19 protein-coding genes are annotated in these 19888 nt (G+C 73.3%); 16 read left to right on the top strand and 3 right to left on the bottom strand.

The genetic code is table 11. The annotated features are described in order from the left end of the window. Window positions 1–287: 287 nt before the first annotated feature. From dnaK to N555_RS0123840, 7 genes are all read left to right on the top strand, one after another. Window positions 288–2156 (top strand): molecular chaperone DnaK, encoded by a 1869-nt coding sequence (gene dnaK, locus N555_RS0123870; RefSeq protein ID WP_029434006.1) that lies wholly within the window; start codon window positions 288–290, stop codon window positions 2154–2156. After that, a complete protein-coding gene (gene grpE / locus N555_RS0123865) occupies window positions 2153–2854 on the top strand; it encodes a nucleotide exchange factor GrpE (protein ID WP_029434005.1) in 702 nt (233 codons plus the stop codon). The genes dnaK and grpE overlap by 4 nt, the downstream gene beginning before the upstream one ends. A 19-nt stretch (window positions 2855–2873) precedes the next feature. Further along, window positions 2874–4094 (top strand): molecular chaperone DnaJ, encoded by a 1221-nt coding sequence (dnaJ, locus tag N555_RS0123860; RefSeq protein ID WP_029434004.1) that lies wholly within the window; start codon window positions 2874–2876, stop codon window positions 4092–4094. Continuing rightward, window positions 4091–4555 carry a heat shock protein transcriptional repressor HspR gene (locus N555_RS0123855; RefSeq protein ID WP_029434003.1) on the top strand — a complete coding sequence of 155 codons (465 nt, stop codon included), beginning with the start codon at window positions 4091–4093 and terminating at the stop codon, window positions 4553–4555. The genes dnaJ and N555_RS0123855 overlap by 4 nt, the downstream gene beginning before the upstream one ends. Beyond that, window positions 4552–5031, top strand: a complete 480-nt coding sequence (locus N555_RS0123850; protein WP_034512366.1) for a MarR family winged helix-turn-helix transcriptional regulator — start codon at window positions 4552–4554, stop codon at window positions 5029–5031. Before N555_RS0123855 ends, N555_RS0123850 begins: the two co-directional genes overlap by 4 nt. Window positions 5032–5138: 107 nt before the next feature. After that, window positions 5139–5624 (top strand): MarR family winged helix-turn-helix transcriptional regulator, encoded by a 486-nt coding sequence (locus N555_RS26405; RefSeq protein WP_034512362.1) that lies wholly within the window; start codon window positions 5139–5141, stop codon window positions 5622–5624. A gap of 62 nt (window positions 5625–5686) precedes the next feature. Beyond that, entirely contained in the window at window positions 5687–7282 is a 1596-nt protein-coding gene (locus tag N555_RS0123840) for an MFS transporter (protein ID WP_231503131.1), read from the top strand. Window positions 7283–7346: 64 nt separating this feature from the next. On the opposite strand, the gene N555_RS0123835 is transcribed toward N555_RS0123840, so the two are convergent. Together N555_RS0123835 and N555_RS0123830 are read right to left on the bottom strand one after the other, a co-directional pair. Beyond that, window positions 7347–7787 (bottom strand): OsmC family peroxiredoxin, encoded by a 441-nt coding sequence (locus tag N555_RS0123835; RefSeq protein ID WP_029433999.1) that lies wholly within the window; start codon window positions 7785–7787, stop codon window positions 7347–7349. A gap of 84 nt (window positions 7788–7871) precedes the next feature. Beyond that, window positions 7872–8330, bottom strand: a complete 459-nt coding sequence (locus N555_RS0123830) for a MarR family winged helix-turn-helix transcriptional regulator (protein WP_029433998.1) — start codon at window positions 8328–8330, stop codon at window positions 7872–7874. Between the two features lie 211 nt (window positions 8331–8541). Here N555_RS0123830 and clpB point away from each other — a divergent pair, with 211 nt between their 5' ends. The 4 genes from clpB to N555_RS0123810 all read left to right on the top strand — a co-directional run bounded on the left by clpB (window position 8542) and on the right by N555_RS0123810 (window position 14432). Continuing rightward, window positions 8542–11130 (top strand): ATP-dependent chaperone ClpB, encoded by a 2589-nt coding sequence (gene clpB, locus N555_RS0123825; RefSeq protein ID WP_029433997.1) that lies wholly within the window; start codon window positions 8542–8544, stop codon window positions 11128–11130. 90 nt (window positions 11131–11220) lie between these two features. Further along, complete coding sequence (locus N555_RS28075; protein WP_156036514.1) at window positions 11221–11844, top strand: hypothetical protein; 624 nt, start codon at window positions 11221–11223, stop codon at window positions 11842–11844. Between the two features lie 78 nt (window positions 11845–11922). Beyond that, entirely contained in the window at window positions 11923–13623 is a 1701-nt protein-coding gene (locus N555_RS0123815) for a molybdopterin-dependent oxidoreductase (RefSeq protein ID WP_051684422.1), read from the top strand. 143 nt (window positions 13624–13766) lie between these two features. After that, complete coding sequence (locus N555_RS0123810) at window positions 13767–14432, top strand: fasciclin domain-containing protein (protein WP_231503130.1); 666 nt, start codon at window positions 13767–13769, stop codon at window positions 14430–14432. A 54-nt stretch (window positions 14433–14486) separates the two neighbouring features. On the opposite strand, the gene N555_RS0123805 is transcribed toward N555_RS0123810, so the two are convergent. Continuing rightward, on the bottom strand, window positions 14487–14951 hold the full coding sequence (locus tag N555_RS0123805) for a TspO/MBR family protein (protein WP_029433993.1): 465 nt from the start codon (window positions 14949–14951) through the stop codon (window positions 14487–14489). Between the two features lie 34 nt (window positions 14952–14985). On the opposite strand from N555_RS0123805, the gene pyrE reads away from it, so the two are divergent. The 5 genes from pyrE (at window position 14986) to N555_RS0123780 (ending at window position 19876) form a co-directional block, all read left to right on the top strand. Further along, the gene (pyrE, locus tag N555_RS0123800; protein WP_197029137.1) at window positions 14986–15540 is read left to right on the top strand and encodes an orotate phosphoribosyltransferase; all 555 of its coding nucleotides are present in this window, start codon (window positions 14986–14988) and stop codon (window positions 15538–15540) included. 18 nt (window positions 15541–15558) lie between these two features. Next, entirely contained in the window at window positions 15559–16956 is a 1398-nt protein-coding gene (locus N555_RS0123795; RefSeq protein ID WP_081866484.1) for an FAD-binding oxidoreductase, read from the top strand. A gap of 5 nt (window positions 16957–16961) precedes the next feature. Beyond that, the gene (locus N555_RS0123790) at window positions 16962–18311 is read left to right on the top strand and encodes an FAD-dependent oxidoreductase (protein WP_029433990.1); all 1350 of its coding nucleotides are present in this window, start codon (window positions 16962–16964) and stop codon (window positions 18309–18311) included. A gap of 111 nt (window positions 18312–18422) precedes the next feature. Further along, window positions 18423–19457, top strand: coding sequence for a class II fructose-bisphosphate aldolase (gene fbaA / locus N555_RS0123785; protein ID WP_029433989.1), 1035 nt, complete (start codon window positions 18423–18425; stop codon window positions 19455–19457). Next, the gene (locus N555_RS0123780; protein WP_029433988.1) at window positions 19454–19876 is read left to right on the top strand and encodes a DUF3151 domain-containing protein; all 423 of its coding nucleotides are present in this window, start codon (window positions 19454–19456) and stop codon (window positions 19874–19876) included. The genes fbaA and N555_RS0123780 overlap by 4 nt, the downstream gene beginning before the upstream one ends. The last annotated feature ends 12 nt before the right edge of the window (window positions 19877–19888 follow it).

Here is a 19888-nt window from a genome sequence, read left to right as displayed (position 1 = left end):
GGCTGTGGACGGAGTCGTGGCCGGTGGACGAAGCGGGTGCCGCCATGTCGTGGTCACTGCCGCGCCACAGCGCGGCGGGCGCCTCCGCACCGCGGCACTGCCGCGGTGTGGCAGGGGTCGAACCGGGCCGAGGGGCCCTCGCGGCGGGGTCGGGAACACGGCGGGGGGACGTGCCGTTAGGGTGGGCAGGAAAGTTGAGCGGACCCGACGCAAGATGGCGGACGGCGTCCCTCGGCTCCCGGACCCAGCACAGCACACGCCCCAGAACACGGAAGAGAGGCCACTCCATGGCTCGAGCGGTCGGAATCGACCTCGGCACCACGAACTCCGTCGTCACCGTCCTGGAGGGCGGCGAGCCGACGGTCATCGCCAACTCCGAGGGCTCCCGTACCACTCCCTCGGTCGTCGCCTTCGCCAAGAACGGCGAGGTCCTCGTCGGCCAGTCGGCCAAGAACCAGGCGGTCACCAACGTCGACCGCACCATCCGCAGCGTCAAGCGGCACATGGGCACCAACTGGCACACCGACGAGATCGACGGCAAGAAGTACACCCCCCAGGAGATCAGCGCCCGCATCCTGCAGAAGCTGAAGCGCGACGCCGAGACCTACCTGGGCGAGCCCGTCGCCGACGCCGTCATCACCGTCCCCGCCTACTTCGAGGACGCGCAGCGCCAGGCCACCAAGGAGGCCGGCGAGATCGCGGGCCTCAACGTCCTGCGCATCGTCAACGAGCCGACGGCGGCCGCGCTGGCCTACGGCCTGGACAAGGGCGAGACCGAGCAGACGATCCTCGTCTTCGACCTCGGTGGTGGCACCTTCGACGTCTCCCTGCTGGAGATCGGCGAGGGCGTCATCGAGGTCAAGGCCACCGCCGGTGACAACGTCCTCGGCGGCGACGACTGGGACGAGCGCGTCGTCAAGCACCTGGTGCAGACGTTCAACGCCCAGAGCGGCATCGACCTGTCCAAGGACAAGCTCGCCATGCAGCGGCTCCGCGAGGCCGCCGAGAAGGCGAAGATCGAGCTGTCCGGCGCGCAGTCGACGAACGTGAACCTGCCCTACATCACCGCCGGCGCCGACGGCCCGCTGCACCTGGACGTCACGATCACCCGGGCGGAGTTCCAGCGGCTCACCCAGGACCTGCTCGACCGGTGCCGCGCGCCGTTCAACCAGGCCGTGCGCGACGCCGGCATCTCCGTCGGCCAGATCGACCACGTCGTCCTGGTGGGTGGCTCGACCCGCATGCCGGCCGTCTCCGAGCTCGTCAAGGAGTTGACCGGCGGCAAGGAGCCCAACAAGGGCGTCAACCCGGACGAGGTCGTCGCCATCGGCGCCGCCCTGCAGGCCGGTGTCCTCAAGGGCGAGGTCAAGGACGTCCTGCTGCTCGACGTCACGCCGCTGTCGCTCGGCATCGAGACGAAGGGCGGGATCATGACCAAGCTCATCGAGCGCAACACCACGATCCCGACCAAGCGCTCGGAGATCTTCACGACGGCCGACGACAACCAGCCGTCCGTGCAGATCCAGGTGTTCCAGGGCGAGCGCGAGATGGCGATGTACAACAAGAAGCTCGGCATGTTCGAGCTGACCGGTCTGCCGCCGGCGCCCCGGGGCGTCCCGCAGATCGAGGTCGCCTTCGACATCGACGCCAACGGCATCGTGCACGTCCACGCCAAGGACCTCGGCACGGGCAAGGAGCAGTCGATGACCATCACCGGCGGCTCGGCCCTGCCCAAGGACGACATCGAGCGGATGATGCGCGACGCCGAGGCACACGCCGAGGACGACAAGCGCCGCCGCGAGGAGGCCGAGACCCGCAACCTGGCCGAGTCGCTGCAGTACCAGACCGAGAAGTTCCTGGCCGAGAACGGCGACAAGATCCCGGAGGACAAGAAGGAGCAGCTGGGGGAGGCGCTGACCGACCTGCGCTCCGCCCTGGGTGGCTCCGACATCGCCGCGATCAAGGGTGCGCAGGAGAACGTCGCCCGCATCTCGCAGGAGGTCGGCGGCGCGCTCTACGCGCAGCAGGCCGAGGCCGGCGCGGCGGGTGCCGCCGGTGCGGCCGGTCCGGAGGCCGGCGGTGCCGAGAGCGCCCCGGCGGGTGACGACGACGTCGTCGACGCCGAGATCGTCGACGAGGACGACACCCGCCGATGACAACGGGGGACGAGCAGCCGCGGGTCGTAATCCGTGACAAGCGGCGGATCGACCCCACCAGCGGCACGGTGCGGGAGCCGGCCGGCGCACAGCCGGCCGGCTCCCCGCCGGGCCCGTCCACCAGTCCTGCAGCAGGGGAGCAGATGAGCGAGAACGAGACGACGGCGCCCGCCCAGGCAGCGCCGGAGCCCGCCCCCGTCAGCTCGGCGGACGGCGACCTCGCCGGCCAGCTGGCCGAGCGGACCGAGGACCTCCAGCGGGTCACCGCGGAGTACGCGAACTACCGGCGACGGGTCGACCGCGACCGCTCGCTGGTCGCCGACCAGGCAGCCGAGCGGTTCGCCGCCGGGCTGTTCCCGATCGTCGACGACATCGAGCGGGCCCGGGACCACGGGGACCTGACCGGCGCGTTCAAGGTCGTCGCCGACCGGGTGCTCGGGGTCCTCGACGGCCTCGGTGTCGAGGCGTTCGGCAGCACCGGCGACGAGTTCGACCCGGCGCTGCACGAGGCCGTCATGCACGACACCTCCGCGGAGGTCGGGGTGCCCACGGCGACCACGATCCTGCGCCAGGGCTTCCGCCGCGGGGACCGCGTGCTGCGCACGGCGATGGTCGCGGTCACCGAGCCCGAGAGCCCGGCCCCCGCCCCGGCCGTGCCCGCGGAGGAGCCGGTCGACGGCTCCGCGGCGTCCGACTGAGCAGGAGAGGAGGCGCCCGATGAGCACCCGGGACTTCATCGAGAAGGACTACTACGCAGCGCTGGGCGTCGCCCAGGACGCCGACGCGGCCGCGATCAAGAAGGCCTACCGCCAGCTGGCCCGCGACCTGCACCCGGACAAGAACCCGGGCAACGCCGACGCCGAGGCGCGCTTCAAGGACGTGTCCGAGGCCTACGACGTGCTGTCGGACCCGAAGCGGCGCGCCGAGTACGACGAGGCGCGGCGGTTGTTCGGCGCCGGCGGGGCGGGCGCGCGGGCCGGCTTCCCCGGCGGCTTCCCGAACAACGCCGGCACCGGTCAGCCGTTCGACCTCGGTGACCTGTTCGGCGCCGCGGGCGGCGCAGGCGCCGGGACCCGCGCGGGCGGCGGAGGCGGCCTGGGCGACCTGCTCGGCGGCCTCTTCGGCGGCGGCGCGGCTCCCGGCAGCGCCCGGGCCCGCAGCCAGGCGGCCTCCGGGCCGGCCCGCGGCCAGGACGTCGAGACCGAGGCGACCCTCTCCTTCGAGGAGGCCGTCCTCGGGGTGACCGTGCCGCTGCGCATGCAGAGCCCGGGCACCTGCCCCACCTGCGCCGGCAGCGGCGCCAAGCCCGGCACCTCGCCGCACACCTGCCCGGTGTGCCAGGGCGCCGGGGTGACCAGCCGCAGCCAGGGCGCGTTCGCCTTCTCCGAGCCGTGCCGCAACTGCCGCGGCAGCGGTCAGGTCGTCGACGACCCGTGCCCCACCTGCACCGGCAGCGGCGTGACCACCCAGACGCGCACCATCACGGTGCGCATCCCGGCAGGCGTCAAGGACGGCCAGCGCATCCGGCTGGCCGGCAAGGGCGCCCCGGGACGGCGCGGTGGCCCGGCGGGCGACCTGTTCGTCGTCGTGCACGTCGCCGAGCACGAGCTGTTCGGGCGCAACGGCAGCGACCTGACCCTCTCGGTGCCGATCACCTTCGGCGAGGCCACGCTCGGCACGACGCTGACCGTGCCCACGCTCGACGGGAACGTCTCGCTGCGGGTGCCGGCCGGCACCGCCAGCGGGCAGACCCTCCGCGTGCGGGGCCGCGGCGTGCCCGGGAAGGGTCGCACCGGTGACCTGCTGGTCACCGTCGAGGTCGCCGTCCCGAAGCGGGTGTCGGCCGTGGCCGAGCAGGCGATCAAGACCCTCGAGGCGGAACTGGGCGACCCGCGGCCCCGGATCACCGCCGCCGTCTCCGGTGGAGGTGCCCGGTGAGTGTGCCGACCCGGGGCGACCGCGATCCGCGCCCGGTCGCCGAGGACGCGCCGGTCTTCGTCATCTCCGTCGCCGCCGAGCTGGCGGGGATGCACGCGCAGACCTTGCGCCAGTACGACCGGCTCGGCCTCGTCCGGCCCGGCCGGACCGCGGGTGGCGGCCGCCGCTACAGCCCGCGTGACGTCGCGCTCCTGCGGGAGGTGCAGCGCCTCTCGCAGGAGGACGGCGTCAACCTCGCCGGGATCAAGCGGATCATCGAGCTGGAGTCGCAGGTCGAGGCGCTGCAGCACCGCGTCCGCGAGCTCATCGACGAGCTCGAGGTGTCGGAGAGCCGTCGGGTGGCCGCGGAGTCCGCGGCCCGCGCCGGGTACGGCGGCGACCCTGGTTACGGCGGCGCGCTCGTGCCGCTGCGGCCGTCCACCTCGGCCCTGGTCGTGTGGCGCCCGCGGGAGTCGCGGTGACCGCCGGCCGCCCGATCGACACGCACGAGGCCTACGTCGCCGTCGAGCGGGAGATCGGGCTGCTGCTGCGCCGGTCGCGGGCGATGTCCACGCGGTTGGCCCGGGAGCTGCACCCGGAGCTCGACGGTGCCGCCTACGGGCTCCTCGCGCTGCTCGCCGACGCCGGGCCGCTGCGGGCGACCGACCTCGTGGTCCGGCTCGGGCTGGACAAGAGCACGGTGAGCCGCCAGGTGTCCTCGCTGGTCGAGCTGGGGCTCGTCAGCCGCGAGGCCGATCCCACCGACGGCCGGGCGCAGGTGCTCACCCCGTCGCCCGAGGGCGCGGCGCGGCTCACCCGGATCCGCGAGGCCCGGCGCGAGCGCTGGGAGGAGGACCTGTCGCACTGGCCGGTCGAGGACGTCGCCCGACTCGGTGACCTGCTGGGCCGGTTCAACCGGCTCGGTGAGGCGCAGGTCCGGGGGACCGCCGCTCCCTGATCTCCCTCTCCGGGGTGCATGGCGCACATCACGCGCGTCGGTCGTTGCAGACAGCAACCAACAGATATATGGTTGCTGTCAGCAAGTACCTGACGTTCGAGGAAGCCATGCCCACCACGCCTGACACCCGGATCCGGCTCACCGCCGGGCTCTCGCAGCTGATCCGCGCCGGCCGCCACCTGTCGGTGCGCGCCGCCGACTCCCTGTACGGGGACCTGCCCTCTTACGGCTGGGCCATGCTGGTCCCGCTGGAGCGCAGCGGTGAGCAGCGGTGCAGCGCGCTCGCGGCCGCCGTCGGCATCGACGTCTCCGTCGCCAGCCGCCAGGTGGCCGCCCTCGAGCGGGCCGGCTACGTCGAGCGCCGTCCGGACCCGAGGGACGGCCGGGCCACGCTGCTGCGGCTGACCGACGCCGGCGCCGCGGCCCTGGTCACCACCCGCGCGCTGCGCGACGACTGGGCGGCCTCGGCGCTGGCCGGCTGGGACGAGGACGACGCCGTCCGGCTGTCCGAGCTCGTCGAGCGCCTCATCGACGACCTCGAGCTCTCCGCCCGCTCCGCCGGGCACCCCGCCGTGACCCGGGTGGCCTCGTGACCACCGCCCCCGAGCGCGCACCCCTTCTGCACACCTCCGCACCGATCCCCACCGGGAGAGCCGTGACCAGCACCATCGACGCATCCGCACCTGTGGAACAGCAGGGCCGGATGAGTCACCGCCAGATCCTCGAGGCCCTCTCGGGGATGATGCTCGCGATGTTCGTGGCGTTCCTGTCCTCGACCGTCGTCTCCAACGCCCTGCCCACGATCATCACCGACCTGCACGGCACGCAGGGCCAGTACACCTGGGTGGTCACCGCCACCCTCCTCGCCTCGACGGCCTCGACGCCGATCTGGGGCAAGCTCTCCGACCTGTTCAGCAAGAAGCTGCTGATCCAGCTGTCCATCGTCATCTTCATCGCCGGCTCGATGCTGGCCGGTCTGTCGCAGTCGGTCGAGACGCTCATCGCCTGGCGCGTGCTCCAGGGCCTGGGCCTCGGCGGCCTGCAGGCGCTGGTCCAGATCGCGATGGCCGCGATGATCAGCCCGCGGGAGCGCGGCCGGTACTCCGGTCTGCTCGGCAGCGTCATGGCCGTGGCGACCATCGGCGGTCCGCTGCTCGGTGGCCTGCTCGTCGACACCAGCTGGCTGGGCTGGCGCTGGTGCTTCTACGTCGGCGTGCCCTTCGCGGCCGTCGCCCTGGTCCTGCTCCAGCGCACGCTGCACCTCCCGGTGACCAGGCGCCAGGTGCACATCGACTACCTGGGCGCGACCTTCCTGACCGCCGGTGTCTCCGCCCTGCTCATCTGGGTCACCCTCGCCGGCGACAGCTTCGCCTGGGCCTCGACCGAGACCGCCCTGTTCCTGACCGGCGGCGTGCTGGCGGTGGTCGCCTTCCTGGTGACCGAGACCCGCGCCAAGGAGCCGATCGTCCCGCTGCGGCTCTTCCGCGACCGGACGACGACCCTGGCGATCATCGCCAGCGTCGCGATCGGTGTCGCGATGTTCGGGGCGACGGTCTTCCTCGGTCAGTACCTGCAGATCTCCCGCGGCTACTCGCCCACGGCCGCCGGCCTGCTGACCGTCCCGATGGTCGCCGGCCTGCTGGTCTCCTCGACCGTGTCCGGTCAGCTGATCACCCGCACCGGGCGGTGGAAGCGCTTCCTGGTGGCCGGCTCGCTGGCCGTCGTCGTCGGGTTCGGGCTGCTGTCCACCATCGACCACACCACCCCGATGCCGCTGCTCGGCGTGTTCCTCTTCATCCTCGGTACGGGCATCGGCATGACGATGCAGAACCTCGTCCTGGCGGTGCAGAACACCGTCGCCGCGCAGGACCTGGGCTCCGCGAGCTCGGCGGTGGCGTTCTTCCGCAGCCTCGGCGGCACGATCGGCGTCTCGGTCCTCGGCGCGGTGCTGAGCGCCCGGGTCGGCACGCTGATCACCGCCGGCCTGCCGGAGGGCGCGCCGACCGGGGGCTCGGGCAGCGTCGGCCTGGCGGACCTCGCCGATGCGCCCCCGGCCATCCGGGACCTCATCACCGTCTCCTACGGCGACGCCACCGGCCGGATCTTCCTGGTCTCGGCGATCGTGGCCGTGGTCGCCGTCGTCGCGATCCTGTTCATCCGCGAGGTGGCGCTGAAGACGGAGAGCGGCGAGGAGCGCATGCAGTCCGAGGCCGAGCCGGCCGACGAGCTGGAGCCCGCGCTCGCCCGCTGAGCGCCGGACGCGCGAGTGGCCCAGGACCCCGACGGGTCCTGGGCCACTCGCGCGTCTGCGGCCGCTAGCTGTCGAGCGAGGCGTCCAGGGTGATCTCCCCGACGCCGGCGAGGGCCTTGCTCACGGGGCAGCCGGCCTTGGCTGCCTGTGCGGCCTTCTCGAAGCCGGCCGCGTCCAGCCCCTCGACCTCGCCGCGGACGGTGAGGTGGATCGTCGTGATGGTCGGGGCGCCGTCCTTCTGGCCGAGCGTCACCTCGGCGCCGATCTCCAGGGCCTGGGGTGTGCCCCCGGCCTTGCCGATCTCGCTGGACAGGGCCATGGCGAAGCAGGACGAGTGCGCCGCGGCGATGAGCTCCTCGGGGCTGGTGGTGCCGCCGGCCTCGTCGGCGGTCCGCTTCGGGAAGCTGACGTCGAAGGTGCCGGCGTGCGAGCTCGACAGCTCGACCTGCCCGGCCCCCTCCTGCAGGGTCCCGTTCCAGGCGGTGCGCGCGCTACGAGAGGGCATGGATCTCCTCCATCGGTGGGGCCGCCCACGGCTGGACAGCGCTCGTGTCGCCCCTACCCCCGCGGATGGCGCACAACCGGGGCCTCAGGAGGTGGCGCGGCCCGGCGTCCCGACGCGGTCGATGAGGGTCTCCAGCTGCGACTTCAGGGCGTCGAAGTCGTTCGCCTCGAGCTGGAGGGCGCAGATCATGTCCGCGGAGATGGCGAGGCCGCGCTCCCGCAGCGACCGGCCCTCCTCGGTGAGCGCGATCGAGACCGAGCGCTCGTCCTCCACCCGGCGGTGCCGGGTCACGAGCCCGGCCGCCGTGAGCCGCTTGAGCAGCGGCGACAGGGTGCCGCTGTCGAGGTTCAGCCGGGTGCCGAGCTGCCCGACGGTCTGGTTGTCCTCTTCCCAGAGCAGCATCATGACCAGGTACTGCGGATACGTCAGCCCGATCTCGTCGAGCTGCGGCCGGTAGCGCGCGGTCAGGGCGCGGGACGCGGCGTACAGCGCGAAGCACAGCTGGTCGGCGAGGAGAACGCTCGGAGCCGGCAGCTGTGTCATGAAGGCAGTCTACGGCCGAATGGCGTACTTCCTTCTCCGGTCACTGACCGGATGCAGGTGGTCACCGAGACGTGGGTCACAGCTCACACCTCGAGGGCGCGGCCGGTGGACGCAGCGAGGTTGAGTGGAACAGACTCAACATTGCGCACGTTGGACCGATCGACCCGGCCGGAGACCCGGCCCCGGACAGTGAGAGGAACCCCCGCTCCCGATGGCGCAGAGCAAGCTCACCACCCGTTCGCAGGAGGCCGTGACGGCCGCCCAGCGGCTGGCCGTCGACCGTGGCCAGGCCGCGCTGGAGCCCCTCCACCTGCTGGTCGCCCTCCTCGAGCAGTCCGACGGCATCGCCGGACCCCTGCTCCAGGCCACCGGCGCCGACGCCGCCGACGTGCGGGCCAAGGCCGAGGCCGCCGTCCGCCGGCTGCCCAGCGTCAGCGGCGCGACCGTGCCCGCCCCCGCGCCGTCGCGCGAGTTCCTGCGCGTGCTGAACGCGGCGGGGGAGCAGGCGAGCGCGCTGGGCGACGAGTTCATCTCGACCGAGCACCTCCTGGTCGGGCTCGCCGGTTCCGACGGCGAGGCCGCGGCCGTGCTGACCGGTGCCGGCGCGACGCGCGAGGCCCTGCTGGCCGCCTTCCGGACGGTGCGCGGCAACCGCAAGGTCACCACCGCCGACCCGGAGAGCACCTTCCAGGCGCTGGAGAAGTTCGCCGTCGACCTCACCGAGCGCGCCCGCGAGGGGAAGATCGACCCGGTCATCGGCCGCGACACCGAGATCCGCCGCGTGGTCCAGGTGCTCAGCCGCCGGACCAAGAACAACCCGGTGCTCATCGGCGAGCCCGGCGTCGGCAAGACCGCGATCGTCGAGGGCCTGGCCCAGCGGATCGTCGCCGGCGACGTGCCGGAGAGCCTCAAGGGCAAGCGGCTCATGGCGCTCGACCTGGCCGCGATGGTGGCCGGCGCCAAGTACCGCGGCGAGTTCGAGGAGCGGCTCAAGGCCGTGCTGCAGGAGATCACCGAGGCCGAGGGCCAGGTGATCACCTTCATCGACGAGCTGCACACCATCGTCGGCGCCGGCGCGACCGGCGAGTCCGCGATGGACGCGGGCAACATGATCAAGCCGATGCTCGCCCGCGGTGAGCTGCGGATGGTCGGCGCCACGACCCTCGACGAGTACCGCGAGCACATCGAGAAGGACCCGGCGCTGGAGCGCCGCTTCCAGCAGGTGCTGGTCGGCGAGCCCTCCGTCGAGGACACCATCGGCATCCTCCGCGGGCTCAAGGAGCGCTACGAGGTGCACCACGGCGTGCGCATCACCGACACCGCCATCGTCGCCGCCGCCACCCTGTCGGACCGGTACGTCACGGCCCGCTTCCTGCCGGACAAGGCCATCGACCTGGTCGACGAGGCCGCCAGCCGGCTCCGGATGGAGATCGACAGCCGGCCGGTCGAGGTCGACGAGGTCGAGCGCGCCGTCCGCCGGATGGAGATCGAGGAGATGGCGCTGGCCAAGGAGGACGACCCTTCCTCGGTCGCCCGCCTCGAGGCGCTGCGCGAGGACCTGGCCAACCGGCGGCAGGAGCTCGACGAGCTGACCGCGCGCTGGCAGCAGGACAAGAGCGCGATCGTCCGCATCCAGCAGATCAAGGAGGAGCTGGAGCGGGTCCGCAGCGAGGCCGAGCGGGCCGAGCGCGACGGCGACCTCGCCCACGTCGCCGAGCTCCGCTACGGGCGCGTCCCCCAGCTGCAGAAGGCGCTCACCGAGGCCGAGGCGTCGGTCGAGACCGGCGACTCGATGCTCAAGGAGGAGGTCGGCCCCGACGACATCGCCGAGGTCGTGCAGGCCTGGACCGGCATCCCGGCCGGGCGGCTGCTCGAGGGCGAGACCCAGAAGCTGCTGCGGATGGAGGACGAGCTCGCCACGCGGGTCGTCGGCCAGCCCGACGCGGTCCGGGCGGTCTCCGACGCCGTGCGCCGCGCGCGCTCCGGCGTGGCCGACCCCGACCGGCCCACCGGCTCGTTCCTGTTCCTCGGCCCGACCGGCGTCGGCAAGACCGAGCTGGCCAAGGCGCTGGCGGAGTTCCTGTTCGACGACGAGCGGGCGATGGTCCGCGTCGACATGAGCGAGTACTCCGAGAAGCACTCGGTGGCCCGGCTGTTCGGCGCCCCGCCCGGCTACGTCGGCTACGAGGCCGGTGGTCAGCTCACCGAGGCCGTGCGGCGCCGGCCCTACACCGTCGTCCTGCTGGACGAGGTGGAAAAGGCCCACCCCGACGTCTTCGACGTCCTGCTCCAGGTGCTCGACGACGGCCGGCTCACCGACGGCCAGGGCCGCACCGTCGACTTCCGGAACACGATCCTGATCCTGACGTCGAACCTCGGCTCGCAGCTGATCGCCGACCAGTCGGTGGCCGAGGACCGGCGCCGCGAGGCGGTCATGCAGGTCGTGCGCGGGCACTTCAAGCCCGAGTTCCTCAACCGGCTGGACGACGTCGTCGTGTTCCGCGCACTGGGCAGCGAGGAGCTGACCGGGATCGTCGACATCCAGGTCGGCGTCCTGGCCCGGCGGCTGGCCGGCCGCCGGCTGACGCTCACCGTCACCGACGCCGCCCGCGAGTGGCTGGCGCTCAACGGGTTCGACCCGGTCTACGGCGCCCGCCCGCTGCGCCGGCTGGTGCAGTCGGCGATCGGCGACCAGCTCGCCCGGGCGCTGCTGGCCGGCGAGATCCGCGACGGCGACGAGGTCCTCGTCGACGCCCCGGCGGACCTGTCCGTCGAGGGGCTGGTCGTCCGCCGCGCCTGAGCGGGACCCGGCCGGGACGGCGCTGCGTCGTCGTCCCGGCCGGGATCGTCCATGATCAGGGCGCGACATCGGCGCGGCGCGGGAGTGGACATGGCGGCAGGGCAGGACGGTCCCGAGCAGCAGGGGTGGCAGCAGCCTCCGTACGGACAGCAACCCCCCTACGGACAGCAGCCCCCGTACGGCTACCCGCCGGCCCCCTGGGCGGCCCCCGGCTGGGGTGCCCCGCCGCCCGCGCCCATGGAGCGGCCCCAGGCCGTGCGGATCGGTGTCGGCGCCTTCCTGGCCGGCGCGATCCTGGGGCTGATCGCCAGCATCGCGACCATCGGCGACTACGACGAGGTCGTCGACCGGGCGATCGCCGACGCGAACGTCTCCGGGGACGACGCCCGGGTCGCACGAGAGGTCGCCGAGGCCTTCGCCGTCGTGGGCATCGTCGCGGGCCTGCTGTCCGTCGCCCTCTACTTCCTCTTCATCTGGTTCGCCTGGAACGGGCGGAACTGGGCGCGCATCGTGCTCTTCGTCGTCGGTGGGTTCGGCATCGTGGGCGGGCTGGCCGGTCTGGCCGGTGGCGGCGGGGTCTCCTACGACGGCTTCGTGAACACGCTGTCGGTGTTCCGGCTCCTGCTGCTCATCGCAGGGGTCGTCGCGCTGGCCCAGAAGGTGTCCTCGGAGTGGTACCGGCACGAGCGCTGGCGGCGCTCGGTCACCCGCTGAGTCCGGGCGCCGGGCGGGTCCAGGCGCCGTGACCGAAACGTGATGAACCAGAACGGCCTCCCGGGGCGAAGACCTGGCGTGACCACCACCGAGCAGGCTCCAGCGCCCGCCGCCGACTCCGGGCCCCGCGGCCGGGACGGCCGCTGGCTGCGCCGTCTGTTCGCGGCCCTCGCCGGCCTGCTGGCCGCCGCTGTCGCGCTGGGTGTCGCCCAGCTCGTCTCGGCCGCCACCGGCCCCTCGACGGCGCCGGTCATCGCGGTCGGCGACACGGTCATCACCAAGGTGCCCGAGTCGCTGAAGTCCTACGCCATCCGCACCTTCGGCGAGAACGACAAGATCGCGCTCGTCGCCGGCGTCTTCGCCGTCGTCGCCGTCTACGCCCTGGTGATCGGCCTCCTCTCGCTGCGGTGGCGGGTGGTCGGCGTCCTCGGCGTGGCGTTGTTCGGTGTGCTCGGCGGTCTCGCCGCCGCGTCCCGCCCGGCCGCGGAGGACCTGGCCTGGCTGCCGTCGGTCGTCGGCGCGGCCGCCGGGATCGTGGCCCTGCTGTTCCTGCTGCGCCCGCTGACCGGGATCCCGGTCCTGCCCCTCTCGACGCCGCCGGCGGACGCCACCGAGGCCGGCGCCCGCCACGCCGTCGGCAGCGGCGCCGAGGGCGCCGTGAACCGGCTCCGTGAGGCGCTGGGCAACTCGGGCGACCGCAAGGGCCTGGACCGGCGCGGGTTCTTCCTCGCCGGCGGCGCGGCCGTGGGTGTCGCGGCCGTCACCGGTGGCGGGGGATACCTGCTGCAGCGCCGCTTCGACGTCAGCGAGGCGCGCGCCGACCTGACGCTGCCCACGCCCGCCTCGCCGGCCCCCCGGCTCCCGGCCGGCGCGGACCTGGCCGAGACGGTCGACGGCGTCACGCCCCTCATGACCCGCAACTCCGACTTCTACCGGGTCGACACCGCGATCAGCGTGCCGCAGATCCGGCCGTCGGACTACCAGCTGAAGCTGACCGGGTCCTTCGACCAGCGGGCCACCTTCTCGCTCCAGGACCTCTACGACCGGGACGACCTGATCGAGCGGGACATCACGCTCACCTGCGTCTCCAACGAGGTCGGGGGCCGGCTCGCCGGCACCGCACGCTGGATCGGCGTCCCGCTGGGTGCGTTCCTGCGCGAGAACGGCGTCTCCGGCGACTCCACGCAGCTGGTCTGCCGGTCCAGCGACGGCATGACGATCGGCGCCCCCACCCGCTCGGCCCTCCAGGTGGAGGACGCGATGCTCGCCATCGGCATGAACGGCGAGCCGCTGCCCATCGAGCACGGCTTCCCGGTCCGGATGATCATCCCCGGGCTCTACGGCTACGTCTCCGCCTGCAAGTGGCTCGTGGGGATCGAGGCGACGACCTTCGACGCCTTCGACGCCTACTGGGTCGAGCGCGAGTGGGCCCAGGAGGGGCCGATCAAGGTGGCCTCCCGGATCGACACCCCGGCCGCGCTGCGCCGCTTCCCCGCCGGCCGGCGGCCGATCGCCGGCGTGGCGTGGGCCCAGACCCGCGGCATCGCCCGTGTGGAGGTCCAGGTCGACGACGGCGACTGGGTCCAGGCCGAGCTCGCCCCCGAGGTCGACGCCGACCTCTGGCGGCAGTGGGTGCTGCCCCACGACTTCAGCCCCGGCAGCTACCAGCTCACCGTCCGCGCCACGGCGGCCGACGGCGACGTGCAGACCGCCGACCGCGCGACACCGTTCCCGTCCGGCGCCACCGGACTGCACTCCATCCGGGTGACCGCCTCCTGAGGCGTCGTCCACCCGGACCCCGAACCCGTCCCCGGCCACCTGGCCGGCGACGTACCTCCCGGCCCAGCCAACGGGCCGGGGAGCACCACCTGACCCGCGGCGCCCGTGACCCCGGCGCCGCACCGGAAGAGATGGAGCACCTCGTGAAGAGCACCCTGACCCGCGGCGTGATGCTGGCGGCCGCGTCGGCCCTCACCCTGAGCATGGCCGCCTGCGGCTCCGACGACAGCGACGACACCGCCTCGGACAGCAGCTCGTCGAGCAGCAGCTCCGACAGCAGCATGGAGAGCAGCTCCCCCTCGGCCGACTCGATGTCCGAGGAGCCCTTCGGTGCCGGGTGCACCGCGGTCCCGGCCGACGGCGAGGGCAGCTTCGCCGGCATGACCGACGACCCGGTCGCGACCGCGGCCAGCAACAACCCGGCCCTGTCGACGCTGGTGCAGGCGGTCACCGCCGCGAACCTGGGCGACACGCTGAACACCACCGACGACATCACGGTGCTGGCCCCGGCCAACCCGGCGTTCGAGGCCATCCCGGCCGACGCGCTCAACGCCGTCCTCGCCGACAACGCCCAGCTGACCGCGATCCTGACCCACCACGTCATCCCGGGTCGCCTGACCCCGCAGGAGCTGGCCGGGACGCACACCACGGTGAACGGCGACCAGGTGACCATCGCCGGCTCGGGCGAGGACTTCACCATCGACGGCACGATCACCGGCACCCAGGCGTCGGTCATCTGCGGCAACGTGCAGACGGCGAACGCGACCGTCTACATCATCGACCAGGTCCTGGCGCCCGCCGCCGGCTGATCGACCTCCGTGCGACGGCCCGGCTCCCCTCGGGGGGCCGGGCCGACGTGCGTCTCAGCCCCGGTTGCGGCGGGCGATGGCCGTCGACAGGGCGGTGGCGAACGCCGTCCAGGCCGCGTACGGCGCGAGGACGGCGGCCGCCGGGCGGCTCACCCGACGGGCGCGGCGGACCAGGTCGGCGGTGGACACGGTCAGCACGGCCGCCTCGGCGGCGGCCGCCCAGGGCCGGTGGGCCCGGAAGAACACCGGCGTCCAGCCGGCGTTGAGCACCATGTTGAGTGCGTACGCGCGGGCGAAGGGACGGCGGTCGGGCGACCGGACCAGCACCTCGCCCGCGGCCCAGGCGGTGCCGGCGTAGAGGCCGGTCCAGACGATGCCGAAGGTCTGTGGAGGCGGGTACCAGGCCGGCTTGTCCAAGGACCGGAACCAGGAGCTGCCGGGATCGGTCGCGAGCCCTCCCAGCACCGCGGCGGCGAGGGGGCCGGCGGCTGCGGCCAGGCGGATCCGGGGAGAGCGCATGGCCGCATCGTCGTCCTCAGTAGGGTCCGATGCCATGACGGCACCCGCATCCCTGCCCGACCGCGACCGCCTGCTCGAGCTCATCGTCGAGCTCGCCGTCGTCCACGGGAAGGTGACGCTCTCCTCCGGGCGCGAGGCCGACTGGTACATCGACATGCGCCGCCTGACGCTGCACCACGAGGGCGCCCCGCTGGTCGGCCGCGTGATGCGGCAGCTGACCGGCGACCTGCGCTACGACGTCGTCGGCGGGCTCACGCTGGGCGCGGATCCGGTGGCCACGGCGATGCTGCACGCCGCCGCCCAGGGCGAGGGCTTCCTCGACGCCTGCGTGGTGCGCAAGGCCGGCAAGGCGCACGGCCTGCAGCGGCGGATCGAGGGTCCGGACGTCGAGGGCCGCGCCGTGCTCGTCGTGGAGGACGTCTCGACCACCGGCGGCAGCCCGCTCACCGCCGTCGAGGCGCTCCGCGAGGCCGGCGCCGAGCCGGTCGCCGTCGCCGTGATCGTCGACCGCGGCGGCCGCGCCGCCGTCGAGGAGGCCGGCCTGGAGTACCGCGCCGCCTACACGCTCGCCGACCTCGGCCTGGAGTAGCCGCCGTACGGTGTGACGGTGACCACTCTCGCGACGGCGTGGGCCGCCGAGCTGACCGACGCGCTCGGGTCCGGCAGTGTCCTCACGGACCCGGACGTCACCGCTGCCTACGCCCGTGACCAGGCGATGCTCGCCGCGGCCGGCACCCCCGCCGCGGTGGTCCTCCCTCGTTCGACGGCCGACGTCGTCGCGGTCATGCGGGTGGCGCACCGGCACGGCGTCCCGGTCGTGCCGCGCGGTGCCGGCTCGGGACTCGCCGGGGCCAGCAACGCCGTCGACGGCGCCATCACGCTGGTCATGACCCGGATGGACGCCGTCCTCGAGGTGTCCCCGGCCGACCGGCTCGCCGTCGTCCAGCCGGGGGTCGTCAACAAGCAGCTGCGGGACGCCGTCGCCGCGCACGGGCTCTTCTATCCGCCCGACCCGTCGAGCTACGACTGGTGCACGATCGGCGGGAACCTCAGCACGAACTCCGGCGGGCTGTGCTGCGTCAAGTACGGCGTCACCACCGACTACGTCCTCGGCCTGGAGGTCGTGCTCGCCGACGGGCGGGTGCTGCGGACCGGCCGGCGCACGGTCAAGGGCGTGGCCGGCTACGACCTCGCGCGGCTCTTCGTGGGCTCGGAGGGCACGCTCGGCGTCATCACCGAGGCCACCCTCGCGCTGCGGCCCGCCCCGCAGCGGCCGGTCACCCTCGTGGCCACCTTCGGCACCACCGCGCAGACCGGCCAGGTCGTCGAGCGGGTGGTGACCACGGGGCTGGTGCCGAGCCTGCTGGAGGTCATGGACAACACCTGCATCTGCGCTGTGGACGACCTGCTGCACGCCGACCTCGACCGCGGCGCGCACGCGCTGCTGGTCGCGCAGTCCGACACCGGTGGAGCCGCCGCGCTCGCCGAGATCGAGGCCCTGGCGGCGCTGTGCCGCGAGGCCGGCGCCGACCTCGTGCACACCACCGACGACCCGGCCGAGGGTGATCTGCTGCTGGCCGCCCGGCGGATGGCGCTCCCCGCGCTGGAACAGCTGGGCAGCACGCTCATCGACGACGTGGCCGTGCCCCGCTCCGCGATCGCCACGTTCCTCGACGGCTGCGACGCGATCGCCGCCCGCCGCGAACTCACGATCGGCGTCGTCGGGCACGCCGGCGACGGCAACATGCACCCGACGATCGTGTTCGACCCGGCCGACGCCGCCCAGCGCGAGCGGGCCTTCGCCGCCTTCGACGACATCCTCGAGCTGGGGCTCTCGCTGGGCGGCACGATCACCGGCGAGCACGGCGTCGGCTCGCTCAAGGTCGACTGGCTGGAGCGCGAGATCGGCCCGGTGTCGCTGGAGGTGCACCGGTCGATCAAGGACGCGCTGGACCCGTCCGGCCTGCTCAACCCCGGCAAGGTGCTGCGCCGCCTGACACCCTGAGCCGCATGAGCCGAGACCGCCTGCTCGTCATCGGGGGTGACGCCGCGGGGATGTCCGCGGCGGCCCAGGCCCGGCGGCTGCGCCCCGACGACCTCGACATCACCGTGCTGGAGCAGGGGCCGGACGTGTCGTACTCCGCGTGCGGCATCCCCTACTGGGTCGGCGACGTCGTGACCGACCGGGACCGGCTGATCGCCCGGACGCCGCACGAGTTCGCCGCGCAGGACATCGACGTCCGGATGCACACCCGCGCCGAGGCGATCGACCTGGTGGCCGGCACGGTCAGCACGTCGGCCGGCGACGTGCTCGGCTACGACCGGCTGGTGGTGGCCACCGGCGGCCGGCCGACCCGTCCGCCGATCCCGGGGCTGGACGCCGTCGGCGTGCACGGGGTGCACCGGCTGGGCGACGGCGCCGACATCCGTGCCGGGATCGCGGCCGGCGCCGAGCGGGCCGTCGTCCTGGGCGGTGGCTACATCGGCCTGGAGATGGCCGAGGTGCTGCACGCGCGCGGGCTGGCGGTGACCGTCGTCCTCGCCGACCCCCTGCCCATGGCGCAGCTCGACCCCGACATGGGGGAGCGGGTGTGCTCGGCCATGGGTGCCATGGGCATCGACGTCCACCCGGGGGAGCCGGTCCGGGAGGTCGAGACCGATGCCGACGGCGTCGTCCGCGCCGTGCGCACCGACGACGGCTCCTACGAGACCGACCTCGTCGTCCTCGGGCTGGGCATGGGCCCGGAGGTGACCCTCGCGCGGGAGTCGGGCCTGCAGCTGGGCCCCACCGGGGCGGTCGAGGTCGACCGGTCGCAGCGCTGCACCGGGCACCCGGAGGTGTTCGCCGCCGGCGACTGCTCGCAGACGTACTCCCGGATCACCGGCGAGGCGGTGCACATCGCGCTGGGCACCCACGCCAACAAGCAGGGGCGGGTCGCGGGCTCGGTGATCGGCGGACGGCCGGCGCGGTTCGCCGGGGTGCTCGGCACCGCGGTGACGAAGGTGGGGGAGACCGAGATCGGGCTGACCGGACTGAGCTCGGTCGCGGCCGAGCGGGCCGGGTACGACGCCCGCGCCGAGGTCGTCGAGGGGACGACGCGGGCGGGCTACTACCCGGGCGCCGAGGAGATCACCGTCAAGCTGATCAGCGAGCGGGGGTCCGGGCTGCTGCTCGGTGCGCAGATCGTCGGCGGCCCGGGCAGCGGCAAGCGGATCGACGTGTTCGCCACCGCGATCTGGGCCGGGCTCACCGCGGAGGAGCTGGCGGGGTCCGACCTGTCGTACGCGCCGCCGTTCTCGCCCACCTACGACCCGGTGCTCGTGGCGGCCCGGGTCTCCAGCCGGATCGAGCAGGGCTGAGCCGGGGCGCGTCAGCCTGCCGGGGGACCGGAGCCCTCCGCACTGTCACCCCTGCTGCGGGGGGCGCGATACTGGCCGGAGCCCGTCCGCCGAGTGGAGGAGTCCCCCCGCATGCCCATCGCGACCCCCGAGGTCTACGCCGACATGATCAGCCGGGCCAAGGAGGGCGGCTTCGCCTACCCGGCGATCAACTGCACCTCCTCCGAGACGATCAACGCGGCGCTGCGCGGGTTCGCCGACGCCGGGAGCGACGGGATCATCCAGTTCTCCACCGGCGGTGCCGAGTTCGGCTCGGGCACCAAGGTCAAGGACATGGTGACCGGGGCGGTCGCGCTCGCCGAGTTCGCCCACGTCGTCGCCGAGCGCTACCCGGTCAACGTCGCGTTGCACACCGACCACTGCCCGAAGGACAAGCTGGACAGCTACGTCCGGCCGCTGATCGCGCTGTCCCAGGACCGCGTGGACGCCGGTCAGGCGCCGCTGTTCCAGTCGCACATGTGGGACGGCTCGGCCGTCGACCTCGACGAGAACCTGCAGATCGCCGAGGAGCTCATCGAGAAGTGCGCGTCGGCGAAGATCGTGCTGGAGATCGAGATCGGCGTCGTCGGCGGCGAGGAGGACGGCGTCAGCCACGACATCAACGACAAGCTCTACACCGCCCCCGGTGACTACATCGCCACCGCGAAGTCGCTCGGACTCGGCGAGAAGGGCGTCTACCTGCTGGCCGCGACCTTCGGCAACGTGCACGGCGTCTACAAGCCCGGCAACGTGAAGCTGCGGCCGGAGATCCTCAAGCAGGGCCAGGAGGTCGTCACGGCCGAGCTGGGCCTGCCCGAGGGCAGCAAGCCGTTCAACTTCGTCTTCCACGGCGGCTCGGGCTCGCTGCAGTCGGAGATCCGCGAGGCGCTGTCCTACGGCGTCGTGAAGATGAACGTCGACACCGACACCCAGTACGCCTTCACCCGCCCGATCGCCGGGCACATGCTGAGCAACTACGACGGCGTGCTGAAGATCGACGGCGAGGTCGGCAACAAGAAGGTCTACGACCCGCGGAGCTACCTCAAGGCCGCCGAGACCAACATGGCCGCCCGCGTCGTGACGGCGTGCGAGGACCTGCTCTCGGCCGGACAGTCGGTCAGCGCATGACGCACTCGCACGGGAACCTGCTGGGCGAGCCGCCGGCGACGCTGCTCCCGCCGTCGCCCGAGGCCGAGCGCGAGCTCGCCGACGGCGTCCCGGCGGCCGAGGTGGCGGCGCACCACCCCACGTTCAGCGCCGCCTGGGCCGCCCTCGCCGAGGAGTCGATCGACCGGCAGGAGCGGCAGCTCCGCGACACGATCGAGGCCTACGCCTACGCCCGCACCGGCTACCACCGCGGGCTCGACGCGCTGCGCCGCAACGGCTGGAAGGGCTTCGGCCCGGTGCCGTGGGCGCACGAGCCCAACCGCGGCTTCCTGCGCTGCGTCACCGTCCTCGCGCGGGCGGCCGAGGCCATCGGCGAGACCGACGAGCAGGAGCGCTGCACCCAGCTTCTGCGGGACTGCGACCCCTCGCTGGCCCCCTGACCCCTCGGGTCG

The sequence above is a fragment of the Blastococcus sp. URHD0036 genome (genome assembly GCF_000701365.1).
In the GTDB taxonomy this organism is placed as follows: Bacteria; Actinomycetota; Actinomycetes; order Mycobacteriales; family Geodermatophilaceae; genus Trujillonella.
The sequence above is the reverse complement of the archived record's forward strand: the minus strand, read 5'-3'. Positions and strand labels throughout refer to the sequence as shown.